The organism is Comamonas sp. 26, assembly GCF_002754475.1.
GTDB lineage: Bacteria > Pseudomonadota > Gammaproteobacteria > Burkholderiales > Burkholderiaceae_C > Comamonas.
In genome coordinates, this window is sequence record NZ_PEFL01000001.1 from 2,625,805 (window position 1) to 2,650,820 (window position 25,016).

General features: G+C 56.9%; 23 protein-coding genes, 4 tRNA genes and 1 riboswitch. Of the genes, 12 read left to right on the plus strand and 15 right to left on the minus strand.

Annotated features, from left to right (window positions below; all coding sequences use genetic code 11):
* Nucleotides 1-16 precede the first annotated feature (16 nt).
* Both CLU84_RS22430 and CLU84_RS22435 read right to left on the minus strand, forming a co-directional pair.
* Nucleotides 17-1,114, minus strand: a complete 1,098-nt coding sequence (locus tag CLU84_RS22430) for a TonB-dependent receptor (protein WP_369826861.1) — start codon at nucleotides 1,112-1,114, stop codon at nucleotides 17-19.
* Complete coding sequence (locus CLU84_RS22435) at nucleotides 1,021-2,166, minus strand: TonB-dependent receptor plug domain-containing protein (protein ID WP_233210027.1); 1,146 nt, start codon at nucleotides 2,164-2,166, stop codon at nucleotides 1,021-1,023. Before CLU84_RS22435 ends, CLU84_RS22430 begins: the two co-directional genes overlap by 94 nt.
* A 153-nt stretch (nucleotides 2,167-2,319) precedes the next feature.
* Nucleotides 2,320-2,562, minus strand: a riboswitch (cobalamin riboswitch).
* A 318-nt stretch (nucleotides 2,563-2,880) separates the two neighbouring features.
* Between CLU84_RS22435 and CLU84_RS12120 the strand changes: the two genes are divergently transcribed.
* The 3 genes from CLU84_RS12120 to infA all read left to right on the plus strand — a co-directional run bounded on the left by CLU84_RS12120 (nucleotide 2,881) and on the right by infA (nucleotide 3,854).
* Nucleotides 2,881-2,957: transfer RNA gene (locus CLU84_RS12120), tRNA-Gln, on the plus strand.
* 389 nt (nucleotides 2,958-3,346) lie between these two features.
* On the plus strand, nucleotides 3,347-3,565 hold the full coding sequence (locus tag CLU84_RS12125) for a hypothetical protein (protein ID WP_099737385.1): 219 nt from the start codon (nucleotides 3,347-3,349) through the stop codon (nucleotides 3,563-3,565).
* Nucleotides 3,566-3,587: 22 nt separating this feature from the next.
* Nucleotides 3,588-3,854: a translation initiation factor IF-1 gene (gene infA / locus CLU84_RS12130; RefSeq protein WP_099737386.1), complete on the plus strand. Its 267-nt coding sequence runs from the start codon at nucleotides 3,588-3,590 to the stop codon at nucleotides 3,852-3,854.
* Between the two features lie 103 nt (nucleotides 3,855-3,957).
* Here the strand turns inward: infA and CLU84_RS12135 are convergent, their stop codons facing one another.
* Complete coding sequence (locus tag CLU84_RS12135) at nucleotides 3,958-4,779, minus strand: substrate-binding domain-containing protein (RefSeq protein ID WP_144445458.1); 822 nt, start codon at nucleotides 4,777-4,779, stop codon at nucleotides 3,958-3,960.
* Between the two features lie 306 nt (nucleotides 4,780-5,085).
* Here CLU84_RS12135 and CLU84_RS12140 point away from each other — a divergent pair, with 306 nt between their 5' ends.
* Nucleotides 5,086-5,400 carry a hypothetical protein gene (locus CLU84_RS12140; protein ID WP_099737388.1) on the plus strand — a complete coding sequence of 105 codons (315 nt, stop codon included), beginning with the start codon at nucleotides 5,086-5,088 and terminating at the stop codon, nucleotides 5,398-5,400.
* Nucleotides 5,401-5,408: 8 nt separating this feature from the next.
* Here the strand turns inward: CLU84_RS12140 and CLU84_RS12145 are convergent, their stop codons facing one another.
* On the minus strand, nucleotides 5,409-6,344 hold the full coding sequence (locus CLU84_RS12145; RefSeq protein ID WP_099737389.1) for a LysR family transcriptional regulator: 936 nt from the start codon (nucleotides 6,342-6,344) through the stop codon (nucleotides 5,409-5,411).
* A gap of 118 nt (nucleotides 6,345-6,462) precedes the next feature.
* On the opposite strand from CLU84_RS12145, the gene CLU84_RS12150 reads away from it, so the two are divergent.
* Nucleotides 6,463-7,467 (plus strand): bile acid:sodium symporter family protein, encoded by a 1,005-nt coding sequence (locus tag CLU84_RS12150; RefSeq protein WP_099737390.1) that lies wholly within the window; start codon nucleotides 6,463-6,465, stop codon nucleotides 7,465-7,467.
* A gap of 571 nt (nucleotides 7,468-8,038) precedes the next feature.
* On the opposite strand, the gene CLU84_RS12155 is transcribed toward CLU84_RS12150, so the two are convergent.
* The 3 genes from CLU84_RS12155 to CLU84_RS12165 form a co-directional block, all read right to left on the minus strand.
* Nucleotides 8,039-8,114, minus strand: a tRNA-His gene (locus CLU84_RS12155).
* Between the two features lie 139 nt (nucleotides 8,115-8,253).
* Nucleotides 8,254-8,329 (minus strand) — tRNA-His (locus tag CLU84_RS12160).
* A gap of 64 nt (nucleotides 8,330-8,393) precedes the next feature.
* Complete coding sequence (locus CLU84_RS12165; protein WP_099737391.1) at nucleotides 8,394-10,292, minus strand: SurA N-terminal domain-containing protein; 1,899 nt, start codon at nucleotides 10,290-10,292, stop codon at nucleotides 8,394-8,396.
* A 707-nt stretch (nucleotides 10,293-10,999) separates the two neighbouring features.
* On the opposite strand from CLU84_RS12165, the gene CLU84_RS12170 reads away from it, so the two are divergent.
* Both CLU84_RS12170 and CLU84_RS12175 read left to right on the plus strand, forming a co-directional pair.
* Nucleotides 11,000-11,335 (plus strand): DNA breaking-rejoining protein, encoded by a 336-nt coding sequence (locus CLU84_RS12170; RefSeq protein WP_233210028.1) that lies wholly within the window; start codon nucleotides 11,000-11,002, stop codon nucleotides 11,333-11,335.
* 268 nt (nucleotides 11,336-11,603) lie between these two features.
* Entirely contained in the window at nucleotides 11,604-12,053 is a 450-nt protein-coding gene (locus CLU84_RS12175) for a universal stress protein (protein WP_099737393.1), read from the plus strand.
* A gap of 348 nt (nucleotides 12,054-12,401) precedes the next feature.
* On the opposite strand, the gene CLU84_RS12180 is transcribed toward CLU84_RS12175, so the two are convergent.
* The gene (locus CLU84_RS12180) at nucleotides 12,402-12,635 is read right to left on the minus strand and encodes a hypothetical protein (RefSeq protein WP_099737998.1); all 234 of its coding nucleotides are present in this window, start codon (nucleotides 12,633-12,635) and stop codon (nucleotides 12,402-12,404) included.
* A gap of 177 nt (nucleotides 12,636-12,812) precedes the next feature.
* Here CLU84_RS12180 and CLU84_RS12185 point away from each other — a divergent pair, with 177 nt between their 5' ends.
* Entirely contained in the window at nucleotides 12,813-14,216 is a 1,404-nt protein-coding gene (locus CLU84_RS12185; RefSeq protein ID WP_099737999.1) for a PLP-dependent aminotransferase family protein, read from the plus strand.
* Nucleotides 14,217-14,372: 156 nt separating this feature from the next.
* Here the strand turns inward: CLU84_RS12185 and CLU84_RS12190 are convergent.
* The 7 genes from CLU84_RS12190 to CLU84_RS12220 form a co-directional block, all read right to left on the minus strand.
* Nucleotides 14,373-14,448: transfer RNA gene (locus CLU84_RS12190), tRNA-Val, on the minus strand.
* A 15-nt stretch (nucleotides 14,449-14,463) separates the two neighbouring features.
* Complete coding sequence (locus tag CLU84_RS12195; protein WP_099737394.1) at nucleotides 14,464-14,736, minus strand: HU family DNA-binding protein; 273 nt, start codon at nucleotides 14,734-14,736, stop codon at nucleotides 14,464-14,466.
* Nucleotides 14,737-15,139: 403 nt separating this feature from the next.
* A complete protein-coding gene (pgsA, locus tag CLU84_RS12200; protein ID WP_099738000.1) occupies nucleotides 15,140-15,703 on the minus strand; it encodes a CDP-diacylglycerol--glycerol-3-phosphate 3-phosphatidyltransferase in 564 nt (187 codons plus the stop codon).
* A 64-nt stretch (nucleotides 15,704-15,767) separates the two neighbouring features.
* Entirely contained in the window at nucleotides 15,768-17,720 is a 1,953-nt protein-coding gene (gene uvrC, locus CLU84_RS12205; RefSeq protein ID WP_099737395.1) for an excinuclease ABC subunit UvrC, read from the minus strand.
* Nucleotides 17,721-17,881: 161 nt separating this feature from the next.
* Nucleotides 17,882-18,868: a tripartite tricarboxylate transporter substrate binding protein gene (locus tag CLU84_RS12210; protein ID WP_099737396.1), complete on the minus strand. Its 987-nt coding sequence runs from the start codon at nucleotides 18,866-18,868 to the stop codon at nucleotides 17,882-17,884.
* Between the two features lie 79 nt (nucleotides 18,869-18,947).
* Entirely contained in the window at nucleotides 18,948-19,928 is a 981-nt protein-coding gene (locus tag CLU84_RS12215; RefSeq protein ID WP_099737397.1) for a hydroxymethylglutaryl-CoA lyase, read from the minus strand.
* On the minus strand, nucleotides 19,925-21,157 hold the full coding sequence (locus CLU84_RS12220; protein ID WP_099737398.1) for a CaiB/BaiF CoA-transferase family protein: 1,233 nt from the start codon (nucleotides 21,155-21,157) through the stop codon (nucleotides 19,925-19,927). The genes CLU84_RS12215 and CLU84_RS12220 overlap by 4 nt, the downstream gene beginning before the upstream one ends.
* 137 nt (nucleotides 21,158-21,294) lie before the next feature.
* Here CLU84_RS12220 and CLU84_RS12225 point away from each other — a divergent pair, with 137 nt between their 5' ends.
* The 4 genes from CLU84_RS12225 (at nucleotide 21,295) to aat (ending at nucleotide 25,015) form a co-directional block, all read left to right on the plus strand.
* Entirely contained in the window at nucleotides 21,295-22,209 is a 915-nt protein-coding gene (locus tag CLU84_RS12225; protein WP_099737399.1) for a LysR family transcriptional regulator, read from the plus strand.
* A gap of 5 nt (nucleotides 22,210-22,214) precedes the next feature.
* Nucleotides 22,215-23,327: an elongation factor P maturation arginine rhamnosyltransferase EarP gene (gene earP / locus CLU84_RS12230; protein ID WP_099737400.1), complete on the plus strand. Its 1,113-nt coding sequence runs from the start codon at nucleotides 22,215-22,217 to the stop codon at nucleotides 23,325-23,327.
* 194 nt (nucleotides 23,328-23,521) lie between these two features.
* Entirely contained in the window at nucleotides 23,522-24,076 is a 555-nt protein-coding gene (gene efp / locus CLU84_RS12235; RefSeq protein ID WP_099737401.1) for an elongation factor P, read from the plus strand.
* A 195-nt stretch (nucleotides 24,077-24,271) separates the two neighbouring features.
* Complete coding sequence (gene aat / locus CLU84_RS12240) at nucleotides 24,272-25,015, plus strand: leucyl/phenylalanyl-tRNA--protein transferase (RefSeq protein ID WP_099737402.1); 744 nt, start codon at nucleotides 24,272-24,274, stop codon at nucleotides 25,013-25,015.
* Nucleotide 25,016 lies beyond the last annotated feature (1 nt).

Sequence of the window (25,016 nt, forward strand, 5' to 3'; positions counted from 1 at the left end):
TTCTGAAGTACGCGTTTTAGAACGAGAACTCTGCTGTCAGATCCACACGGCGACCTTCACCCGGATAGGCCTGAGCCGCCTTCGCACTGGAGACTGCCGAGTAGGTGTAGAGCTTGTCGGTGAGATTGCGCACAGACAGGCGGTAAGTGCTGCGGGCCTGCGGGCGCCAGCTCAAAGCGGCATCCCAGACGGTGTAGCCGCCGCTGAGAGCGGTGTTGGCGTTATCGGCAAAGCGGCTGCCCACTGCGCGCGCACCCAGTGATGCCTGCCAGCGACCGATGCTGCTATGCGTGGTGTAGTGGGCCCACAGATTGGCAGTATTGCGCGCCACATTGCTTGGGCGATTGCCCGATCGGTCGGCACCGCCGGCTTCGATCAACTGGTCGTATTTGGCATCCACAAAGGCGTAATTGCCTTCCAGGCGCCAGCTGGGCGAGAGGCGCATCACCGCGCTCAACTCCAGTCCCTGCGAGCTTTGCTTGCCGCCTTGCACCGACAGCTGGCTATTGTTCGGGTCGCGGGTGATGATGTCTTTTTTCTCGATGCGGTAGGCGGCGGCCGTCCACTCGCCCTGGCCTTGGGCGAACTGCTGCTTCAGGCCGATTTCGATCTGGCGCGCCGTGGTCAGCTTGAAATCTCGATTGGCGAGGTTCAGGGTCAGGATGTTGGTGACCGGGTCATGACCTTGAGAGAGCTGGCCGTAGAGGCTGGTCTGTGCGTTGAGCTTATGCGTCAGGCCCAGACGCCAGGCGGTGCCGCCCAGGCTTTTGTCAAACGTGCCGCTGCCAATCAGGTCCTTGCGGTCAAAGTCCGTCAGATCGCGGCGAATGCCGGCCAGCAACAGCCAACGGTCGCTAAGCGTCCAGGCGTCCTCGACATAGAAGTCATGCGTGGTGGCCTGAGTGCGATAGTTGGGCAGCATGGGTGAGCTATTGGGCCAGTAGCTCAGTGAAGGCTCGTTCACACCGATCGTTGCGCTGCCGGCGTAGTCGTTGCGCGCAAAGTTGAACCGTGCGCGACTCACCTCCCAGCCTGCGACCAGCTTGTGTGCGCCGGCTTGCAGGGTAGTCTCCAGACGGTTGCCGGTCTGCTCCAGATCATGGGCCAGCTCCAGATAATCCCCAGCGTGACTTGCTGCTTGCTGGGGTTGTAGCTATAGGCTTCGATATTGCGCCAGTAGCGGTCGGCCTTGAAGTGATAGAGCTCGTTGCTCACACTCCACCGGTCGTTGATCTGGTACTGCACCCGGGCACGCACGCGCTTGTCCTTGATGCGGATATCGCTGTCGTCGGTGTTGAAGTTGCGGCCCAGCAGCTCAGGAACGATGGCGCCATTGACGGTGGGCGTGCCAAAGTAGCGCGCGGGCTTTTCATCACTGATATCGGCCAGCAGCTCCACGCGCAACGCGGCCGTGGGCTGCCAGCGCAGAGTGCTCATCAGCTTGCTGCCGCTGGCACGGCTCATGTCGTGCTCGCCGTTGGTGTAGTGCCCGTAGGCATCCACCCGGTAGCTGAGGGTATCGCTGAGTGCACCGCCCATGCCCAGTCCCAGCTTGGCCGAGCCATGCGAGCCAGCACCGACCAGCACCTCGCGTACCGTCTCGCGCGTGGGCTGCTTGCGCACCACATTGGCGGTGGCTCCCACAGTACCTGAGCCATAAACAATGGAAGCTGGTCCGCGCAGCACTTCCACACGCTCATAGCCCCAGCTATTGGCAGGGTAAGGTGTGGTGGAAGACGCCACACCCAGGCGCACGCCGTCCTCCGCAATGCCCACGGAGTTGGTGCCCGTAAAACCACGTGTGCTGAAGGACAGGCTGCTGTAGCTGGTCGCAGACAGCGGCGTCATGCCCACGGTGCGGCCAATGATGTCGGCCATGCGGCTGTCGCCGCGCTCCTGCCAGGTCTGCTCATCCACATGATCCAGACTGGCTGGCAAATCAAGCGTGGCAATGCCGGTGCGGCTGCCAGAGACCGTGGGCAATGAAAGGCCTAAGCCACCTTCGGCAGTGTCGGTGACTTGAACGGTTGGAAGTTGCGCCGCAGCGACAGCGCTAGCAGCACGGGTGGCTGAGGTCTGCGTGGGTTGGGCCACGGGTTCTGCGGCCATGGCCAGTGCAGCAGGTACCAGGCCGATCAGTGCGGCAGGCAAGGTGAAGTGATTCATTCGTGTCAGTCGATGCTGACCGCCTGCCTGCTGGTGACGATATCATGCCAAGTGCATGGGCTCGCGTTGAACGAACCTGCCGCAGGCTTGTTGCCGTCACGCTGCTCCCCGCAGACGGTCGTTGCAAATGCTGGCAGCAGGGTCTGACCCCGCAACGCGCAGCGCTTTACAGGCCGGTATCCGGGCTGGCAGATGGCTTGATGCCTGCCGACTCGCCTTCCCGATGTTTCCGCGCACCTCATGAGAGGCCACGTAAAACATCAGTGACTGGCTCTTGCGCTGCAAAAGCCTTGAGTCGGTTTGATCTGCTTACCGTTGCGGGGGCAGCCAGGGCTTTACACCCTGTTCCCGTTTAACCCGGGATTGAACCCGAGCACCTGTAACATGAAATTGAAGCGGGAGCACCGAACGCATCCAATACGCCGGAATTCTTCTTCAAATCGCCGCGCAGTATATCGTAGCAACGGCCTGAGTCGGGGGCTACTGTTCGGCGCCTTTGCAGCAGCGGCTTCATCCAGCAGCGGGAAGAGCTACCCAGAAAAAGTGGCGTGCATCAAAGCAAACATTGAAGGAGCAGCGGCAAAACAGCCGCCTTCATCACGCTCATTTCATCAACACCTCTGCCCCGGCAGGAGCCAGAATTGAGCCGTGATTGCATTCATCGTCAGAATTTTCTAAATTCATAGCAAAACTGCTATACAATACGCATCTTCTAGGGGAGTCGCCAAGTTGGTTAAGGCACTGGATTTTGATTCCAGCATGCGAAGGTTCGAGTCCTTCTTCCCCTGCCAGAACATATAAAAGCCTTGATTGCTCACGCAATTGAGGCTTTTTGCTTTTCGCCGCCCGTATGGACATCTGCGATGCGAGAGCTAATGGAAGCCTCACCGCAGGGCAAACGCTCACCATCGCTCCAACACCCTTGGAGTTTGCCTATCAAGGGGCAATGCTTTATAATCCTCAGGTTTGCAGCATGGAACTTGCCTCATGCAGCATCAACGGCAGATCTCACGTTGCCTCATGCTCGGCTCCGTCAGCCTGAGTGTTTCTCTTCGGCAAGAAGCAAAGCCACCCTCAAGCGGCTGGCTCACTTGATCCAAGCTCACTCAAGCAGGATCTTTTTCATTTTTTCAGTGGATGGCATGGCCCATGTCTGGGTTTTCGCCACCGCTGACACGATATGCACAAAGAACAAATTACAGAGCGTGTCGGCAACTACATTGTGACTGCCCTCACCAACATCACCCATTCCGGCAAAGTAGCTGCAGCGGTTTCCATCCGCCGTGGTGAATATGACCGGATTTTCAGCTTTATTCGACAGTTTGATACACCGGATATGGCCAGCAAATATGCACTCGCCGAAGGGCGTTGCATGGTGCTGGAAAACCAGTTGAACTGAGTCTTTCTAAAAAGGAATTGTTTTGGCCAAAGAAGAATTGATTGAGATGCAAGGCAGAGTCGACGAAGTGTTGCCCGATGCCCGTTTTCGTGTAACGCTGGATAACGGCCACCAGTTGATCGCCTACTCCGGCGGCAAGATGCGCAAGCACCGCATTCGCGTGCTGGCCGGTGACAAGGTCACTCTGGAAATGTCTCCCTATGACCTAAACAAGGGTCGCCTGACTTTCCGTCACATCGAGCGTTCGGGCAGCGGCCCTGCGCCTCAAGGTCAGCAGCGCAAGCGCTAATCAGCGAGCAAGCGACTTGGTGGAGGCTCTGGCCACCAACTCCGGCATGGGGGCTTGCGCCACCTGCCGGACGCTGACACCCCTGAGGTGCTCAGCCAGCAGATCAACCGCCAGACCGGCGACCTGATCCAGATGCAAATTCACGGCTGTCAGCGCGGGCTCGCAAGTCCGCGCTCGCATTCCATGCGTAGCGCGTGGCAATCTTGATGTCCTGCGGTATTCTCAAGCCGATTTGATGCACATGCTGCATCACGCCGACGGCAAGCACATCGACCAAGACCAGTAATGCGTCAATCTGCGGATAACTTGCCAGCAGATGGCGAGCCGCATCGCCGCCGCCAGCTTCGCCCAGGGCTTCATCCACACGCAGCACCATGTGCTCCATTTCCATGGCATGGGCCATGTGCTGATAGGCCACTTCCGCCTGCGCGTAAGAGTCTCGTTCCGCCGCACCCAGAATCATGGCGATTTGCCGTGCGCCTTGCGCCTGCAAGTGCTCCAGCAAATGCTGTACCGAATCACCGGGGCGCAAATCGACATAGGGCACGGTATTGAAGCGGTGGCCGCCAGGCTTTCCAATGGAGACGACGGGCAAGCCACGCGCCGTCAATTCCATGAGCAGTTTGTCATTGGCCGCTGGCTCAATCAGCACCACGCCATCCACACTCATGAAGTCCAGCGAACGCTGACCTGACTCCAGCGGCGGCACCAGCACCATGGCCATGCCCTGCTCCAGTGCGCAGCCCGCAGCGACAGATGCCACTTCCATCATGAAGCCCAGACGCGACGGGCCTCCGGCGACTGCGTAAGGCATGGAAGACATCAGCGCAACCATGCGCGAAGCTTCTCCATGTCGCGACTGCGTCAGGCGTCTGGGCTGCCAGCCCAATGCCTTGGTCACGTCAGTCATCGTTGTACCGGGCATAAAAATGTCTCCTTCAGATTCATTTTTCTGAATTCTTTGCAGCGCCAAAGTCGCTATCAAGAAAATAGCTGCTTGCGCTTACCTCGTCTTCTTTTAATTTATCAAGCGCTTAAGAATTCAATGACAACAAGCGCAATCTGCTCATATTTTTGATAGCTTCATCATCAACTGGCCTGCAGCCTTTATGAGTACTGCGGCCGCTGCTCATGAATTGATACAGCATCTTTGGCGCATTGGGCTTAAGCTCGCAGCATTTTGAAACTCTGCGCCTGGCACAACCCGCCTACTGCGCTGCCCCCACTCACCATGAAACGCATCCTTGCCCTCGCCTCTATTTGCCTGCCCATTGCGTTGATCGCCACGCCCCTGACCAGCCAGGCGCACGATCATCGACATCACCACCATCACAAGCGCGAGCACAAAGAAGAGTATTGGGACGGCCAGTGCAAGGTGGAGCACAAGTGGAAGAGCAATGGCGAGTACAAGGAAAAGCGCAAGTGCAAAAACCGCCCCCACCACCACGCACCTCACCCCGTTTATATGGCGCCGCCCCAGCCCGTATATGTCACTCCCCAACCTCAGGGTCTGGTGATTGACTCGCGCATTGTGCTCAGGCCCTGAGCGCGCTTTTACTCATCCAGCAAATTCAACGCTTCGGCAGCGATCAAGTCCCAGACCAGGTGCGCGACGGGCGAAAGCTCGCGTTGCTGGCGCTTGGCCAGCATGATGCTGCGCTGCACCTTGGGCACCAAGCGCCGACTGAGCAGCACGGCGCTGTCCCCTGATTTCGCCGGTGTTGCAGCCTGCTTGCCCCAGCCCATAGGAATGGCCAGCCGCGGCACCACGCTCAGGCCCAGCCCCTGCTGCACCATGCTGTAGATCGTGGCCGTATGCCCCACATCCTGCACCACCGATGCGGCAGCCCCATGCGCCTGCAACGCGGCATCAATCAGGCGGCGGCTGCCTGAAGCATGATCGAGCAGTACCAGCGATTCGCCCGCCAGATCAGACCAGTGCACCTCTTTCTTGCGCGCCAGCCGGTGCGATGAGAGGCAGACCAGACAAAAGGGCTCAGCCACAATGGTCTGCGCATATAGATCCTGCTTTTCTGACGGGTCAATCACCACGCCAAAATCCACTTCACCGCTGCGCACGCTGAGCAAGACATCGCTTTGAATGCGATCCAGCAATTGGATGTTGACGTCCGGCATCTGCTGCTTGCCACGCGCAATGCACTGCGGCAGCAAATGGGCCGACAAGGTGGGGCTGCTGGCCACTTTTACCTTCCCCTTGCGCTGCGTGGCCAGTCCCTGCACCTCCTGCAAGCAGGCATCCAGATCTTCAAGCACACGTGACACACTACCCAGCAACAGACGACCCGCCTCGGTCAACTCCACCTCGCGCGTAGTGCGGTGCAGCAGTTGCAGGCCCATAGCTTGCTCCAGATCCGTCACATTGCGACTTACCGCCGGTTGCGTCAGGGCCAATGCATCCGCCGCACGACTGAAGCTGCTGCTTTCAGCAACGGCCACAAAAACACGCAATTGACGCAGGCTTACATTCATATCAAAAAATTATAGATCTATCGAATAAATCCATTTCTCTTTTGAATGTATTACGTATCCAATACGCAGCCATCACGCACCCAATTGGTGCTTTGCATGAATGGTCTGAATTCGAAATATGTCGCGCCCTCGTTTTATCCCCGATAACTTCACGCTGGCATTGATTGCCACCGTCATCATCGCCAGCTTTTTACCTGCCTCGGGCAAGATAGCCGAGTATGTAGAACTGGTCACCACAGCCATCGTCAGCCTGCTGTTCTTTCTGCACGGTGCCAAGCTTTCGCGCCAGGCGATTCTGGCAGGCATAGGCCACTGGCGACTGCATCTGTGCATCTTCATCGCCACCTTTGTCATGTTCCCAGTTCTGGGTCTGGCGCTGCGCCCGCTGCTCTCGCCCTTGGTCACTACCGAGATGTATATCGGCATCATCTTCCTCTGCACCCTGCCCGCCACAGTGCAATCTGCCATTGCCTTTACATCCATGGCGCGCGGCAATGTGCCGGCGGCGGTCTGTAGCGCTTCGGCCTCAACCTTGCTAGGCATTCTGGTTACACCCATTCTGGTCAGCTTGCTGCTCAATAAAAATGCCGAAGGCGGCGATGCGCTGCACGCCGTTGGCAAGATTGCGATGACGCTGCTGCTGCCCTTTGTCATTGGTCACTTGATGCGCCCCTTGATTGGCGGCTTTTTGCAGCGCCGCGCGTCCATCATCAAGCTGGTAGATCAGGGCTCGATTCTGTTTGTGGTCTACGCCGCATTCAGCGCTGCCGTCATTAGCGGCTTGTGGAAACAAACCCCCATTCCCGCGCTCATCGGCCTGACCCTGGTGTGTTGCATTTTGCTGGCAGTGGTGCTGGTCGTCACGACCTGGGGTGCACGTCGCCTTGGCTTTAACAAAGAAGATGAGATCACGCTGGTGTTTTGCGGCTCCAAAAAGAGCATGGTCAGTGGCATCCCCATGGCCAACGTGCTATTCCCCGCCGCATCGGTTGGTGCAATTGTGCTGCCGCTGATGCTATTCCACCAAATTCAGCTAATGGTCTGCGCTGCACTGGCCCAGCGCTATGCCCAGCGACCACAAAGCACCGAGGAAAACACAGAGGACACAGCCATTGGCGCTTGAAGTGCCACACACGTAATCCAGAAAAAAAAGGGGTGCCATCAGCACCCCTTTTTTGTCAGAGCGCATTGCCTCCAGCAAACGCCATCAGCGCATGCTGCTTGCGCAGCCACTCTTGCGCTTGCACATTCATCGTATCCTTCACCTTCACCTTCACCTTCACCTTCACCTTCAACTGAAGGCTGGCTGCGCAGCAGCTACAGCTATAGCATTGGTCAAATGCGAAATGACATTGAAGGCGGTGCGCGGTGAGTGCCTTGTTGCCGGGCTGGCGCAGCCTTAACGCTGTCGCCCATATTGTGAGCTTGAAGGATCTGCATAGCAGGGTTGACCAACTCGCCCGAAAAAGGATTTTTGCAGTTTTGCCTGGATGCCATGCAAGAGGTTATTGCCTGCTGGCAACGCCTGCGATATTTAATAGCGATCAAGGCAGCCAAGTACGTTGCGGCCTTTTTAATCGATCACGCTCCTCGGACACCTCAAGCGCCTTCAACGCCCCTGGCAATTACGCATCACTTCAAAGAAGTCCCACAAACAAAAACGCCCTGCAAATTATTGCAGGGCGTTTTAAATTTGGGGTGGCTGATGGGGCTCGAACCCACGACAACAGGAATCACAATCCTGGACTCTACCAACTGAGCTACAGCCACCGTAGAAGTTCTTATTCTACTTCAGGTTTAGTACTCTTAAATCAAATTTGAGAGCAATAAACACTGATGTTTAAATGATTTCAAGGCGTGTACCTTGAGTCATTTAAAGCACTTTGTTTGGCAAAGTGCTTTAAAAATCTGGGGTGGCTGATGGGGCTCGAACCCACGACAACAGGAATCACAATCCTGGACTCTACCAACTGAGCTACAGCCACCGTAGAAGCATCTATTGTAATGCAGAAATCAGGCCCGGAATAATTCAAACCTGATTTATCTGCCTTACTGTGGACGCGGCACCTTGATCTGAACCTTGAAGTCCTTCTTCAACTGTTCATAGTAGGCCATGACTTCCGCCATGGAAGCCCACTGCGTGAACTGCGACTTCTGCTGCTCGATCACCTGGGCATCTTGGGCTGGGCGCTCGGCAATGCGATTGATCTTGATGATGGCATAGCCAGCATTACCCAGATCAACACCTTCCCACGCAGGCAACGCATTGGTTGGAGCGCGCAGCGCTGCATCCAGCACTTCACGGGGCAGGCCCTTGGCCTGATCGCGCCCCACTTCTACCGCAGCAGGAAGTTGAGCCGTTTCAGGCTTAGCCTTCCACTCGGCCATCTTGGCCTTGGCATCTTGCTTGGCCAGTTCTGCAGACTGATGAACCACATAGAGTTGCTTGAGCTTCTCACCCACTTCATCCATAGATTGGGTATGCGCAGGGGAGTAGTTCAGCACACGACCGGCCACCAGCGTGCTTGGGGCCAGCTCCACAGCATCGGTATTGCGCTTGTTTTCCAGCGAATCAGCCGAGAACAATGCTTCCAGGAAACGCTTGTTTGCCAAGGGTCCTTGCGCACCAGGGGCAGGCTCTCGCGTCACATTTTCTGCCTTATGAATGGTCAGCTTGAATTTCTCAGCCACAGGCTTGAGGCTGTCAGACTGCTCATACACACCATTGGTGAAGGCTTCAGCAGCTTCTGCAAACTTGCGCTGCGCCTGCTGCTGCTTGAGATCTGCTTCCAGCTTAGGACGCATTTCTTCAAACGATGGCACCTTGGGTTGCTTGATGCCTGTGAGCTTGATGATGTGAAAGCCAAAATCAGACTCAATCACATCGCTGATTTCGCCTTCCTTCATCTTGAAAACAGCTTCCTCAAACGGCTTGACCATCGCATCGCGACCAAAGTAGCCCAGATCACCGCCATTGGCTGCCGAGCCCGGATCCTGCGAGTTAGCCTTTGCAAGCTGTGCAAAGCTCTTGGGATCTTTACGCACTTCAGCCAGCAATTGCGCAGCCTTGGCTTTGGCTTTTTCACGCTCAGCAGCATGCATATCCTTGCTAGCGTTGATCAAGATGTGGCTGGCACGGCGTTCTTCAGGGCCGGCCAGACGCGCTGCGTTTTCCTTGTAATAGGTGCGCAGATCGTCTTCGCTGAGCACAATGCCTTGCTGCACTGCAGCCAGATCCAGCTGCAGGTATTCCACAGTGGCTGCTTCTGCTTGCTTGAACTGGCTTGTGTGTGCGTCGTAGAAGGCCTTGAGTTCAGCTTCGGTAGGCTGCACCTTGCTCGCATAGGCGGCAGCATCAAAGCGCGCCACCTGAATTTCGCGACGCTGATACAGAGCGTTCATCGCTTGCTGAAGCTGTGCATCCGTCGCAAAGCTGCTCGACGTCACGCCGCCCAGCACCTGGTTGAGAGCCAGCTCACGGCGCAGGTTCGCCTCAAAGCCTTCGGGTGTCATGCCTTGCGAGCCCACCAAGGCCTTATAGGCTTCTGCATCGAGAGAGCCATCGGGCTTTTGCAAAGCGGCAATCGCAGGAATCTCACGCAAGGTACGCACCAATTGCGCATCCGGTGTGGTCAAGTGCATCTTGTTGGCAGCAGCCGCCAGCACGCGATCACGCACCAGCTTCTCCAGCGTCGCATAGCGCGCCTCTGGCGAATCAAGCAACTTGGCATCCATGGCCGGATTCTGCGCACGCAGTCGATCACTTTCAGCCCGGTGAGCGTTGTCCCAATCTTGCTGGGTAATGTCATGACCATCCACACGAGCCACAGCCTGGCTGGATTCGGTGAAGTAGTTCTGGTTGACCCCGACAAAAATGAAAGAGGGAATAATCAGCAAGAACAACAAGATCATGATGAACTTGGAATGCTTGCGGATGGATTCGAACATGGTCAATCTTTCTGCGGCAGCAAAAATAAAGGCGAACTTGCGTTCGCCTCATTAAGAATGGTGAAAGCCGTGCAACCCGAGTGCGCTATCGACCGGGCCTCTACAGGGCATTGAAGCACTACAGAACTGCCATCCAACCTCCACCAACAGGGTTAGGCTAATCTCACTCATTCTAACTGCGCACTTTTCAATTGCTGCAGTCGTGCAAGTGCATCGTGCGCAGAAATACCCTCAACCAGCCCCAAAGGGCGCGAATGCAAGAGCCAAACGCAAAAAGGCTTAGAAAACTCTAAGCCTTTTTGCGTTTTAGTGGTGGGCACTGACGGCCTCGAAACGCCCGTCTATTCCGTGTAAAAGTTTATAAGATTTTTACAAATCAACACCTTACGGAGAACGCCAACCCAACTCACCCACTTGGTGCAAGTTTGACCCCTTGGAGGATGCAACAGGTGATAGCTAGGGATTGGGCGCATGCCGTGCATGCGCCTTCTGACCCAGACATCGGAGATCACCAAGCAAACAGGGTATGGGTGAACAGCACGAACTGCGCACACTGGCTAAACAGGTCCTCTGGGAATCAACAGTAAGCCGCCCTGCGAGAAGCACACCCTGATCATCACAAATGGGAGAGTCGTATGAAGCGCTTCCAACCGATGCTTGCAACAGCCATCCTCCTCGGCCTTATCAGCCCATTGCTTGGCAACGCCATGACACAGGCGCACTCAAACTACAGCACACTTGGCACCCCCACGAGCAGCTACAGCGGCCAGATCACCGGCAATGGTGTCGTGCAATACGGGCTGGATACTCGGCCGCACCAGCAACTGACCGTTCAGCTCAACACCAACAACCCCAGCAGCCGCATCAATGTCATCAAGGACGGCTCTGCAAAACCGCTGTGCCAAAGCTCCGCCACCCAAAACACCTGCAGCTTTCGTACAGAGCCAGATGCAAATTACCGAGTGCTTGTCAGCCTGACACCCGAGGCCGCTCAGCGCGGCGAAAGCGCACGCTTTACGCTCACAGTCGCTCAGGGCATCTGACATGCAACGCAGATGCCAGCACCTGGTTGTATGAGTAGAAAGCCACACCAGCCATTCCTGACCAAAGGAGAGGCGCTCAAACAATCTACTTTTGATAGCTGTCAGCGCTTATTTAATAAAGGCTAACGGCTTTTTACTTGAGTGAATGGTTTGGAATATCCATTTAAACCTGCAAAAATGCGCGCAACGAGGTGTTGCATTCACAGTGCCAGGATGTGACCATGGACTCGGCACAATCGCTTTGTTTCATCGCGCAAAGAGGCTGGATATGTTCAAGCACATTCTTATTCCTACAGACGGATCAAAACTCTCTGAGGCTGCAGTGCGCTCAGGCATTCAACTGGCTAAGGAGCAAGGCGCTCAGGTGACGGCGCTGTACGTGATGCCTGACTACTCTGCCATGATCTATAGCGCTGATGCGTTAATGACATACAACGCTGCAGAGTTCGAGAAAAGCACCCAGAAGGACGCCGACAAGGTGCTGCAGTTTGCAATCGACATTGCCAAAGCCGAAGGCGTGGAATGCAAGACGGCGCGGGTGATGAATATATCCGTCAACCAGGCGATCGTGCAGGGGGCGCAAGACAGTCAGTGCGACCTGATCTGCATGGCCTCTCACGGGCGCAAGGGTATCGCCGGCATTCTGCTGGGCAGCGAAACCCAGCGCGTGCTGGTCAACAGCAAAGTACCAGTGCTGGTGCACCGGCCTCTGGTGTAGGGCTGGCGAGCGGCGGCCTAGATCTCTATGTCTGCGTCTACCATGTCCTGCACGGCAGAGCGCACGACAAGAACAGCAAACACCCCCATCGCGATCACAAGATATGTCATAGCAGCACCTTTTCTGCCAAGTCTTGCGGCATCAGATGACGGCTTCATGACCAATATAGAGTGTGGAAGTCCGCTCAGACAACCACAACATTAAGGCAATGGATGAGCTGAACGGCGATCACCAAGTACGCATGGATGAATGCGTTGCATGGGTCTTGGAACGGAAAACAGCTGCAACCCAGTCAGCGATCCATTAAGAAACGCTCACTTCCGGAGATCTGCAGGCCAACCTTAGTCATCATGGGAGACTCAAGTCCATGCCGAGCATCTTGGCAAGGCCAAAGGTAAAAAGCAGCACAGCCATAAGTGCCAGCAGGAAGATGGCCACCAGCTTGCTGCCCGTGCGTAGCAGCGCGCGCTTGTCCATCCCCTTCTTGCCTTGATCGTAATGCCACTTGATGGCAAAGAACATGCACGCGCCGAATATGAGAACCTTGAATACAACGAAGACTACGGGGATCCAATCGATCATTTGAAAATTTCCAGCCTGTGACTTGACACTGTCTATCGTGAGGAGCACTACCTCACAGATGAGATAGACAAAAACGTCAGCGACTGCCACACAAGAATGCGTGCTGCTGAACGTTCAGGGACATACTACTCAAAAGCAATTTCCATACATTGAGACAAATTGTCCCAGTCAAAACCCATACAAGATGAAGATTTGCCACTCTGGCTGCCGCGATTGGCCGCGCAGGGTGGACCCCGTTTTTTGCAGATCGCGGATGCGATTCAGACGGCAGTGGCAGACGGGTCGTTGAACCCGGGTGACCGCCTACCTCCTCAGCGCCGGTTGGCAGCACAACTGGATGTCGATCTGACGACGATCACGCGCGCGTACGATGAGGCCAGACGCCGCCACTTGCTGGAAGGGCGCGGCGCCCGTGGCACTTATGTCGCAGCGCCGAAAGTCGAATTGACCTCCATCCTCGATCTGAGCATGAATACCCCACCACCGCCGGATGGCGTGGACTTCGACGACATGTTGAAGCAAGGTTTGTCTCAAGTATTGATGCGGACAGATGCCGAATTGCTGATGACTTACCACCTGGGCGGGGGAAGCAACTCTGACCGCAAGGCTGGAGCCCAATGGCTTGAGCCGATGTTTGGAGATCTGGAACCAGAGCAGGTTGTTGTTTGCCCAGGCGCACAAGCCGCGATCGCCGCATTGATTCTTGCACTGACACAGCCTGGCGATGTGATCCTGGCAGAGCCAACCAGTTATCCCGGCCTGCGTGTCGCAACGACCCAGTTGGGCCGACGCATCATTGCGGTGGAGGCGGATAAGCACGGGATGATTCCTCAGATGCTCAGCCAAGCGTGCCTCCAGCACAAGCCTGGGCTGATCTACCTTAATCCGACATTACAGAACCCGACTGCCATCACCATTCCGCAACGCCGACGCAAGGAGCTCGCCAGCATCGCGAAGCGCGGCAATGTACGCATCATTGAGGACGACCCCTACTGGTTGCTTGCAGATGCCCCACCGCCACCTATTGCCGCGTTTGCCCCGGAACAGGTGGTCTACGTCTCAACCCTGTCGAAATGCCTGACCCCCGGCCTGCGTGTCGCGTTCGTACTCATACGTAACCCGCATGAACGCGAACGTTTTCTGGCCGCACTCAGATCCTTTGCGCTGATGACAACTCCTCTGACAGCCGCACTGGCCACGCTGTGGATCCTCGACGGCTCGGCCGCCAGATTAATGGAGGGCATACGCAAGGAGGCGAGTCTGCGCCACTGGATGGCTAGGGATATTCTGGCGGGTCGATACAGCGGCGCTGGAGATGGCCTGCATGTATGGCTCGAGTTGCCGGGGTATTGGAACTCCTCACAGCTTGCGCGTGCAGCCGACCGCGAGGGTATCGCCATCACGCCGGCGGAGGCATTCGCTACCGATAACCGATCCGACAGCGGATCCGTGAATGCGATTCGAATCTCTTTGGGCAGCATCAAGGACCGTGAACGCTTGCAGGCAGGTCTTCAACGACTGTCTCAACTGCTTGCGCGTCGGCCCGAGTCGTTCAGTGCAACCGCTTCTTACCTGCCATAACCACTCCTAAATCGAGCGCCATGCTACGCCAAGGCTTGTTGGTAAGCAACGTTTTACGGTTGGTAAGGACGACTTACGGCGACTTCATTGAAGGGTAAACGGGTAAAGAAAAAGGGCTTAGATTGCTCTAAGCCCTTGATTTCTTTTGCTTTTAAGTGGTGGGTCCTGACGGTCTCGAACCGCCGACCTACTCCGTGTAAAGGAGCCGCTCTACCAACTGAGCTAAGGACCCACTTAAACTTTTTTGTCAGTTCAGAGCATCTTTCAATGCTTTGCCCGGACGGAATTTTGGCACTTTGGCCGCTTTGATTTTGATGGACTCGCCAGTACGTGGATTACGACCGGTGCGTGCTGCTCGTTTGCCAACCGCAAATGTTCCAAAACCAACAAGCGATACTGTACCACCTTTTTTCAGTGTTTTCTTCACTGCGTCGATCGTAGAGTCCAATGCGCGCGCTGCGGCTGCCTTGGAAATATCGGCGTTGTTAGCGATGTGCTCAATCAGTTCGGTTTTATTCACAAGATGCCTCTCGAGAAATCAGTAAATGGAATGTCTCTTTTAGCGCAAACCTTGCACAGCAAGAAACCAGTCGTGATGAAGACAAAATTCAGCACTTCAATTTTGAGTATTTTTGCACTCATTTTTACTTGAAGCGGCTGACGTTCTTGATGTCAGTTCACGCTGCGCATTCCAGCGACAGGACCAGATTCTATGCGGTTTTTGAGCCGGTTCTGCCATTCAGAGCGGCTTTTTTAAACGATAGCTTCGTGTCGGCTTCACCGATTGACAAGCAGCCATAAAGCCTGCAGCCAGCAACGATCTGACATCGGTAACCAAATCACATCAAACACATCTAAAACCACGAAATAGATAGCAAAAAGCGCTTGATAGACAAGCGCTTTGAGGTGATTAGAGTCTAAATTCAGAGTCGATCCCTGATTTCTGGCAATGCTTTTTTCAGGTAATAAACCATGGACCATACGGTGAGGACGGCGGCAATCCAGATCAGCCACTGACCCCAGACGCCTGTATCCATCACGCCAAAGGCTACGCCGTCGTAGAGAAGAAAGGGAATGGCAACCATCTGCGCCATGGTCTTGAGCTTGCCAATCATATGAACCGCAACACTTTTGCTGGCTCCCAGATGAGCCATCCATTCGCGCAGCGCAGAGATCGCTATTTCGCGGCCGATGATGATCAACGCGACAAACACGTCGGTGCGCTGCAGATGAACCAGCACCAGCAAGGCTGCACAGACCAAAAATTTGTCGGCTACCGGGTCAAGAAATGCACCAAAGGCCGATGTCTGATTGAGCTTGCGGGCCAGATAACCGTCAAACCAGTCGGTGGCAGCGAACACGATGAACATGATGGTCGCAATGAGGTTGCGAGTCTGCATATCCAGCGGCGCATAAAACACCCCGACGATGAGCGGAATCGCCACTATCCGCGTACAGGTCAGCAAGGTTGGGATGGTCAAGAACATGAGCGCCATTGTGTCACGCGCAGCAGCGCACAGCGGCATATCCCGCTAGATGCACTGCTGTCACTCAGTGCAGCGCGCGGTAAATTTCTTCGGCCAATGTGGCAGATATGCCTTCAACCGTCATGAGATCTTCCACACTCGCGTCGCCCACGCCGCGCACACCGCCAAAACGCTGCAACAGACGCGCACGTTTTTTAGGGCCCACACCCGGAATTTCTTCCAGACTGCTGGAGCCCATGCGCACCTTGGCTCGCGCCGCGCGCATGCCGGTGATGGCAAAGCGGTGGGCTTCGTCCCGAATCTGCGCCACCAGCATCAGCGCGGCAGAGTCGTGGCCCAGGTAGACCTTGTCGCGCCCATCGGCAAACACCAGCTCTTCCAGACCGACCTTGCGGCCCTCGCCTTTTTCCACACCCACGATGCGTGACAGATCAAGCCCCAGCTCGGTAAACACTTCGCGCGCCATGCTGACCTGGCCCTTGCCGCCATCGACCAGCACCAGGTCAGGCAGATGGGGCTGCTTGCCGGTCAGCTCGGCACCGCCCGCTTCTCGCTGCGCATCGGCCACAGGTTTGTAGCGGCGCGTCAAAACCTGGCGCATGGCCGCATAGTCGTCGCCGCCGGTAATGCCTTCAATATTGAATCGGCGGTATTCGCTGCTCTGCATCTTGTGGTGATGAAACACTACGCATGAAGCCTTGGTGCTTTCGCCGCTGGTGTGCGAGATGTCAAAGCATTCAATGGTCAACGTATCAAGATTCTCAACCGGCAGATCCAGCGCTTCAACCAGTGCACGTGTGCGGGCCTGTTGCGAGCCCTCCTCGGCCAGCAAACGCGCCAGCTGAATATCCGCATTTTTTTGCGCCATCTCCAGCCAGATACGGCGCTGCTCGCGCGGCTGCTGCACCACTGTGATGCGCACGCCTGTCTGCTCAGTCAGCAGTCCAATCAGTTTTTTATCCACGAAGTGGCTGACGATCAGGGTGGGCGGCACGGCAACATCTACATAGTGCTGCGCAATAAAGGCTTCCAGCACCAACTCTTCCACAGGGCGCTCTTGCGCAGCGACATCAACCTCTTCCTCGCTGAAATAGACCGAGGTGGCATCACCCAGATTGACTGGAAAGTAAGGCCGATCACCCAGATGCCGCCCGCCGCGCACCATGGCAAGGTTGACACAGGCGCGGCCACCTTGGACCTTCACCGCGAGTATGTCCACATCCTTATCGTCCGCCGTTTCAATCACCTGCTGATGCAGCACGCGCGATAGCGCTGTGATCTGGTTGCGCACTTCGGCAGCCTGCTCAAACTCCAGCTGGTCGGAGTGAGACATCATGCGCACTTCCAGCTGCTTGAGCAGTTCGCTGGTTTCGCCGCGCAGCATGGCTTCGGCGTTACGCACATCGAGCGCGTAGGCTTCGGGCGAGATCAAATCCACGCAGGGGCCGCTGCAGCGCTTGATTTGATAAAGCAGACAAGGCCGCGTGCGGTTGGCATAAACCGTGTCTTCGCAGGTGCGCAGGCGAAAGACTTTTTGCAGCAGCTGAATGCTTTCTTTGACCGCCCATGCACTCGGGTAAGGGCCAAAGTAGCGGTGTTTTTTGTCCACTGCACCGCGGTAGTAGGCGATGCGGGGGAATTCCTGAAACGCCGGCTCACCCTCTTTTCCATCCCGATGCGCCACACCGGTGATCTTGAGATAGGGGTAGCTTTTGTCATCCCTGAACAGGATGTTGTACTTGGGGTGCAGCGTCTTGATGAGGTTGTTTTCCAGCAGCAGCGCCTCTGCCTCAGAGCGCACCACCGTTGTCTCCATGCGCACAATCTTGCTGACCATATGGCCTATGCGCGTCCCGCCATGGTCTTTCTGGAAATAGCTGGAGACGCGGCGCTTGAGGTTGATGGCCTTGCCTACATAGAGCAAGACATCTGCAGCATCGAAATAGCGATAGACACCGGGCAGTGGCGGCAGCGCAGCCACCTGGGCCAGCAGTTCAGCAGAGTGCGTGGAAGACATAAGCGCTATTTTCATTCGCTTTGCCTGCCAAATTTCATCAAAATAAAAACTATGCTTTTGATAGCTTATAACGCCTTATCTATAAGCGCTACAGCCTTGTTTCATTAAGAAAAGGCCTGACGAATCAGGCCTTGAATGTGGGTTACCGCTGAAGCAGCGACTTATTCCGCTTCGATTTTGGAAGACTTCACCACCTGCGCCCAGCTGGCGTATTCGGTCTTGACCATGGCACCCAGCTGCTGCGGGTTCATATAGTCAGCGCGAGCACCCTGCTCTTCGGCTTTTTTCTTAAAAGCGGGGTCTTCCACCACTTTTTTGATGTCTGCGGTCAGCTTGTCAATCACAGGCTGGGGCGTGGCCTTGGGCGCAAAAATGGCAAACCATGATGTGGCATTAACGCCCGCATAACCGGCTTCAGCCGTGGTCGGCACCGCAGGCAAGCTGGGCAGACGCTGCTTGCCCGTCACTGCCAGCACACGCAGCTTGCCGCTTTGCACATGGGGCATAAAGGGCGGCGCGGTGCCAAAAGTCAGGTCTACCTGACCACCCAGCAAATCCTGCAAAGCCGGGCCTGTCCCCTTGTACGGCACGTGGGTCATCTTGGCACCGGCCTGCTGCTCCAGCATGGCTCCCGTCACATGCTGCAACGAGCCATTGCCCGACGATGCGTAATTAAGCTTGCCGGGGTTGGCCTTGGCATAGCTGACCAGCTCGGTCAGCGTTTTCACCGGCAAATCAGCACGCACCACGATGATCTGCGGAGCGGACAGCACATTGGCCACAGGCGCAAAGTCGCCCTGCTCCCAGCTCTTGGCCTTGACCAGATGGGGCGAGATGACGTGATAGCCCGAGTACTGCATCAACAGCGTGTAGCCATCGGCATCGGCACGCTTGACCAGATTGGCGGCAATGGCACCGTTGCCACCGCCTTTGTTATCCACCACCACCGATTGACCAAGCACCGGGGCCAGTGCCTGCGCTGCCATGCGACCGGAAAGATCCGTCGTTCCGCCCGCAGCTGTGGGGACGATCAGCAGCACGGGCTTGCTGGGGTAAGCGCCCTGCGCCATAGCTGGCGCGGCAGAAAGGCCTGCAGCGGCAGCCGCCACAGCAAGCACAAAAGTTAGGCGTTGACGTTGAAATGTCATGTTGTCTCCTTGTTGGTATATCTGACAGCGCCAGCCCTTTCCCCCGAAAGCGCTGGCACGGTATTGCATCTAAGCAGACTCAGGCCTTGGCCAGAGAACGCTCTTTGATGTCTGCAAAATCTGCGGGCGGCTGGTGCAAATCCCAGCGTGTGCCGGCTTTGACGATCTGGCTGGGTGTCTCATGCCCGATCAGCGCGGGCAAGGCCCGTGCCGCCGCCACGATCTGCGCCAGATCTGTACCGGTGTCATAGCCCATGAGCTGCAGTGCATGCACGATCTCTTCGGTACAGGCATTGCCCGAAGCACCGGGCGCATAAGGGCAGCCGCCCAGCCCGCCAATGGATGCATCAAACCTGTCAGCACCGGCATCAATGGAAGCCAGCACATTTGCAAGCGCCATGCCGCGCGTGTTGTGAAAGTGCAGCGTCACACCCAGCTGCGGCCAGCGTGCCTTAAAGGCCTGCACCATGGCGTGCACCTGACTCGGGTAGGCCATGCCCGTGGTGTCGCACAGGGTGATGCCCTGCACACCCAGATCCGCAAAGCGCTGCACCCAGCTCAGCACTTCGGCCTCAGGCACATCGCCCTCCATAGGACAGCCAAAGCAGCAAGACAGCGAGACATTGACGGGCGTTGCCGCTTGCTGCGCCACAGCGATGACCTGTTTGAGCGCTTCAAACGACTGACTGCGCTGCATGCGCAGATTGCAGAGGTTATGCGTTTCGCTGACGGACATCACCAGGTTCAACTCATCGGTATGCGCATCGATGGCGCGCTCCGCGCCACGCACATTGGGCACCAGCGCCGTATAGATGGTCCCCGGATGGCGCTCGATCTCGCACATCACAATCTCGCCATCGCGCAGTGCGGGGATGGCCTTGGGCGAGACAAAAGCCGTCACTTCAATCTTGGACAGCCCGGCTTGCGACAGCGCATTGACCAGCGCAATCTTGTCCTCAGTCGCTACAAACGCGGCCTCCATCTGCAAGCCATCACGCGTGCCGACTTCGTTGATATAGATACGGCGACCCGCACCATTCCAGACATTCAAGCTATTCATTGAATGATCCCCTTGGCGCGCAGTTGCGCAATCTGCTCGGCGCTCAGGCCCACTTCGGCCAGTACGGCGTCGGTGTCGTCACCCACATGCGGCGCACTGCTGCGCACGGTGCCGGGCGTCAGCGAGAGCTTGGGCACCACGCCGGGAACTTTCACCTCAAAACCATCGCGGGTACGCTGGGTCAAGATCATCTCGCGGGCATGATAGTGCGGGTCTTCTGCGATATCTTTGGCGGTGTAGACCTTGCCTGCGGGCACGCGGGCATTGCCCAACTCCTCCATCACAGCCTGCACGGTGCGGACTCTCGTCCAGTCGCCAATCGCGCCATCAATTTCTGCCACACGGACCACGCGGCCTGCGTTATCGGCCAAATCTGGCGCATCGGCCAAGTCCTGGCGGTCAATCGCAGTCATCAGCCGCTTGAAGATGGAATCTCCATTGCCCGCCACCAGCACCCAGCCATCCAGACAAGGATAAGCATTCGACGGGGCAATACCCGGCAGCGCGCTGCCTGCGGCCTCACGCACAGCACCAAAGGCGCTGTATTCGGGCAGCAGACTTTCCATGATGTTGAACACGGCCTCATGCAGGGCCACATCAATCACCTGACCGGGGCCGCCATTCACCTTGCGGTGGTACAGAGCCATCATCACGCCCACCACGCCGTGCAAAGCCGCCAGCGTGTCTCCAATCGAGACACCCACGCGCACTGGCACGCGACCCGGCTCAGCCGTCAGGTGGCGCAGGCCGCCCATGGCCTCACCAATCACGCCAAAACCCGGCAGGTCACGGTAAGGGCCGGTCTGGCCGTAGCCGGAGATGCGCAAAATCACCAACCCGGGGTTGATGGTATGCAGCTCTTCGGGCGACATACCCCAGCCCTCCAGCGTGCCGGGGCGGAAGTTCTCGACCAGCACATCGGCCTCGGCAATCAATTTGCGGGCCACGTCCTGCGCCTCTTTCTGGCGCAAATCCAGCGCTACAGATCGCTTGTTGCGCGACTGCACCTGCCACCAGACCGATGTACCTTCTTTAATCAGACGCCAGTTGCGCAGTGGATCGCCCGCACCGGGGGCCTCAATCTTGATCACGTCAGCGCCAAACTCACCCAGCGTCTTGCCGCAGAACGGACCGGCGATCAGTTGCCCCATTTCCACGACCTTCACGCCCTCAAGCGCACGCGGCGTGGCAGTTTGCGTCGCAGGGTCTTTGATATTCATCATTGTCATTGTTTGTCTCTTGCTATGCCGCTTTGCGTTGCCCAGAGCAGCTTTTGAATCATCTTGCCCTTTAGATTGGTTCCTGCAAAACGCTGTTATGCGAGGCTGCCATCGCATCTGGGCATAGCTGGGATAATGGTCATCTCATGAAGCTGGACCCAACCACCCTGAGCCTTTTTGTTGCCGTGATGGAAGAAAGCGCCATCGCCCGCGCCGCTGCACGCGAGCACATTGCTCCCTCCGCCGCCAGCCGCCGCCTGGCAGAGCTGGAAGATCAGCTGCAGGTAGAACTTTTTACCCGCAGCAACCGCGGCAGCGTGCCTACGGCGGCCGCCTATGCGCTGCTGAACATGGCACGCGGCGTGCTCAATGACATGGATGGCATTGCCACGCAGATGAAGGACTATGCGCAAGGCGGCCAAGAAGGCCTGCGCGGCCATGTGCGAGTGATGGCCAATATCTCCAGCATCACGCAGTTTCTGCCAGCGCAGTTGCAGCGTTTTTTAAGCCAGCACCCCCATGTAGATGTACGCCTGCAAGAGCGCGTGAGCACCGATATTGCGCGCGCCGTGGCGGATAACGAAGCCGATATCGGCCTGCTCAACAACGGCAGCTACGGCAATAAAATCAGCCTGCACCCCTACCGGCGCGACCGGCTGGCCGTCGTCATGCCGCAATCCCATCCGCTATCGCGCAAACGCAGCCTGCGACTGGAACAAGTTGTGAAGCATGACCTGATTGGCATGCACGCCGACAGCGCTCTCAACCACCTCATTACCCGTGCAGCCGCAGACCAAGGCTTGCAGCCGCGCCTTCGCATGAAGGTGACGGGCTATGACGCGCTGTGCCTGATGGTGGCATCAGGCCTGGGCATAGGCATCCTGCCCGAGGGCAGCGCACGTATTTACATGGGCACGCTGCCGCTGCGCTGCATCCGGCTGGATGAAAGCTGGGCCGAGCGTCAGTTGATGCTTTGCGTGCGCTCGCAAGACGCCCTCTCCCCTGTGGCGCAATTGCTAACCAAGCATCTATGCCAGCCCGAAGAAACTCATAAAGACTAGAAGCCATGCTGGATTTTTTACCGCTGCCAGAAGCGAATGTGACGACCCAACATCCATCTCTGACCTGGGATATTTTTTGCCAGGTCATTGATAACTTTGGCGATGTGGGCGTGTGCTGGCGCACTGCAGCAGAACTGGTTGCACGCGGACAGCAGGTACGCCTGTGGATGGACGATGCCAGCGCCTTGCAGTGGATGGCCCCGCAGCCCTGGCCACAGGGTCTGAGCGTCCATACATGGCCTGCGCTGGCGGCCGACATCCCCGCTGTGATCGGCGACGTGGTTGTTGAAGCCTTTGGCTGCGAGATCCCCCAGCCGTTTGTCTCCGCCATTGCACGCAAGGCAGAGCAAGGTCGGCCTCCAGCCTGGATCAACCTAGAATACCTGTCTGCCGAAGATTACGTAGAACGCTGCCACCGCCTGCCGTCGCGCATCATGTCCGGCCCGGCAGCAGGGCTGACTCGCTGGTTTTTCTACCCTGGCTTTACCAGCGCCACAGGCGCACTGGTGCGAGAGCTGAATCTGAGCCAGCGCCAGAGTCGTTTTGCGGGTGACCGCCTTCAATGGCGCGCTGCGCAAGGCGTTCAAGCCGATGAATATGCTGCCTCGCTGTTTTGCTATGAGCCAACAGCCCTGCAGCAGTTACTTGAGCAAATACCCAAACTCAACGCCAGACTGCTGATCACCCCAGGCCGCGCTACGGCAGCTGTTCAGACACTGCCAGCCGCACAGTCATTGAACATGCAATATCTGCAACCCTGCCCGCAGCCTCAGTTTGATGAAATGCTCTGGGCCTGCGACCTGAATCTAGTGCGCGGTGAAGATTCTCTGGTTCGCGCCATCTGGGCGGGTCAGCCTTTTGTCTGGCATATCTATCCTCAGCATGACAATGCCCACCACGACAAGCTCAACGCCTTTCTTGACTGGCTGGGCGCACCCGAAAGCCTGGTGCACTTTCATCACGCCTGGAACGGCATGACCGTACCGCAAGCATTGCCTTTACTGAGTCGTGAAATGTTGGCTGAATGGGCCTTGTGCGTAAGGGCTGCACGAGAGAAATTAGCGCCTCAGGCTGACTTGATTGAGCAGCTTCAAGCTTTTGTCGCCGAAAAAAGCTAAAATCCACGTTTTGCCTCTCTGAGGGCAAGCGTACCCGGCCCGCCGAGCGATCTTGCTTATCAGGGTCGCGCCCCGCCGCGGTACACGCGGCAGGCCCCGCCGCCGCACTATTGATGCGTTGCTGTCTCAGCAACCATTGCGAACAGCTTGCCTGCCGTGTAGAGCGGCTCCAACCTTTCAAACGCAAGCAAGCCATGAAAATCGCTCAAGAAATCCGCGCAGGCAATGTGATCATGTTCGGCAAGGACCCCATGATCGTTCTGAAGACCGAATACGCTCGTGGCGGCCGTGGCGCTGCTACCGTGCGCATGAAGCTCAAGAGCCTGATCGGCAACTTCGGCACTGAAAACGTGTTCAAGGCCGACGACAAGATCGACAACGTGATTCTGGACAAGAAGGAGTGCACCTACTCCTACTTCGCAGACCCCATGTACGTGTGGATGGACGAAGAGTTCAACCAGTACGAAGTCGAAGCCGAAAACATGGCTGACGCACTGAACTACCTGGAAGATGGCATGACTGCCGAAGTGGTGTTCTATGACGGCAAGGCTATCTCCTGCGAACTGCCCACCACCATCGTGCGCGAAATCACCTGGACTGAGCCAGCCGTCAAGGGCGACACATCCGGTAAGGTGCTGAAGCCTGCCAAGATCGCTACTGGCTTCGAAGTGGCCGTGCCTTTGTTCGTGGCTCAAGAAGACAAGATCGAAATCGACACCCGCACCGGCGAATACCGCAAGCGTGTGTAATGCGGCTGCAGCTCTTGCAGCTGCTACCTCATCAAAAAGGCTTCCAGGAGGAAGCCTTTTTTGTTGCCGCTGAAAAATAGGCGAGTTAAGCCCGCACACCAGACAGTCAGCCAGCAGTCACCCCGCTCAGCACATATTCACAAAATGCGCCAAGTCTGTGCAAGACTAAAGACTCTCCATCAACCCCATCGGCAAATGACGCATTCCCTGCCTTGGCTGCAGCCTGAACAAGACTTTCCACCGATCGATCAGACTTGGGGCGAGCAGGATCCGATTCCCGGCCTACTGGCAGCAGGCGGCAGACTGGATGCAGCACACCTGCGCTCGGCCTACAGTCAGGGAATTTTCCCCTGGTTCAGCGAGGGGCAACCGGTGCTCTGGTGGTCCCCCAACCCGCGCATGACTCTTCACCCTGACGAGTTCCGGCTCCGCCGCAGTCTGCGCAAGACGCTACAAAAATTTCGCGACACCCACGACTGCGAGATTCGCATCGACAGCGCCTTCTCAGCTGTGATGCAGCACTGCGCCCAAGCCCCGCGCGATGGGCAAAACGGCACCTGGATTGTTCAAAACATCATCGACGCCTACACCGAGCTGCACCAGCAAGGCGCAGCACACAGCGTAGAGACCTGGGTGAATGGCAAGCTTGTGGGCGGCCTTTACTGCGTGGCACTGGGCAAGGCCGTGTTTGGCGAATCCATGTTTGCGCTACAAACCGATGCGTCAAAGATTGCCCTGTCTGCGCTGGTTGCGCTGTGCCGCGCCCATCAGGTTGCGCAAATTGACTGCCAGCAAGCCACTGCCCACCTGTCATTCATGGGCGGTCGCGAAATCCCTAGAGAACAATTTGCACAGACCGTCAGAGCGCAGGCTCAGTTGCCCGATATGCACTGGCAGTTTGCCCCCATATACTGGGATCAATTGCTGAGCACCTCCTGAA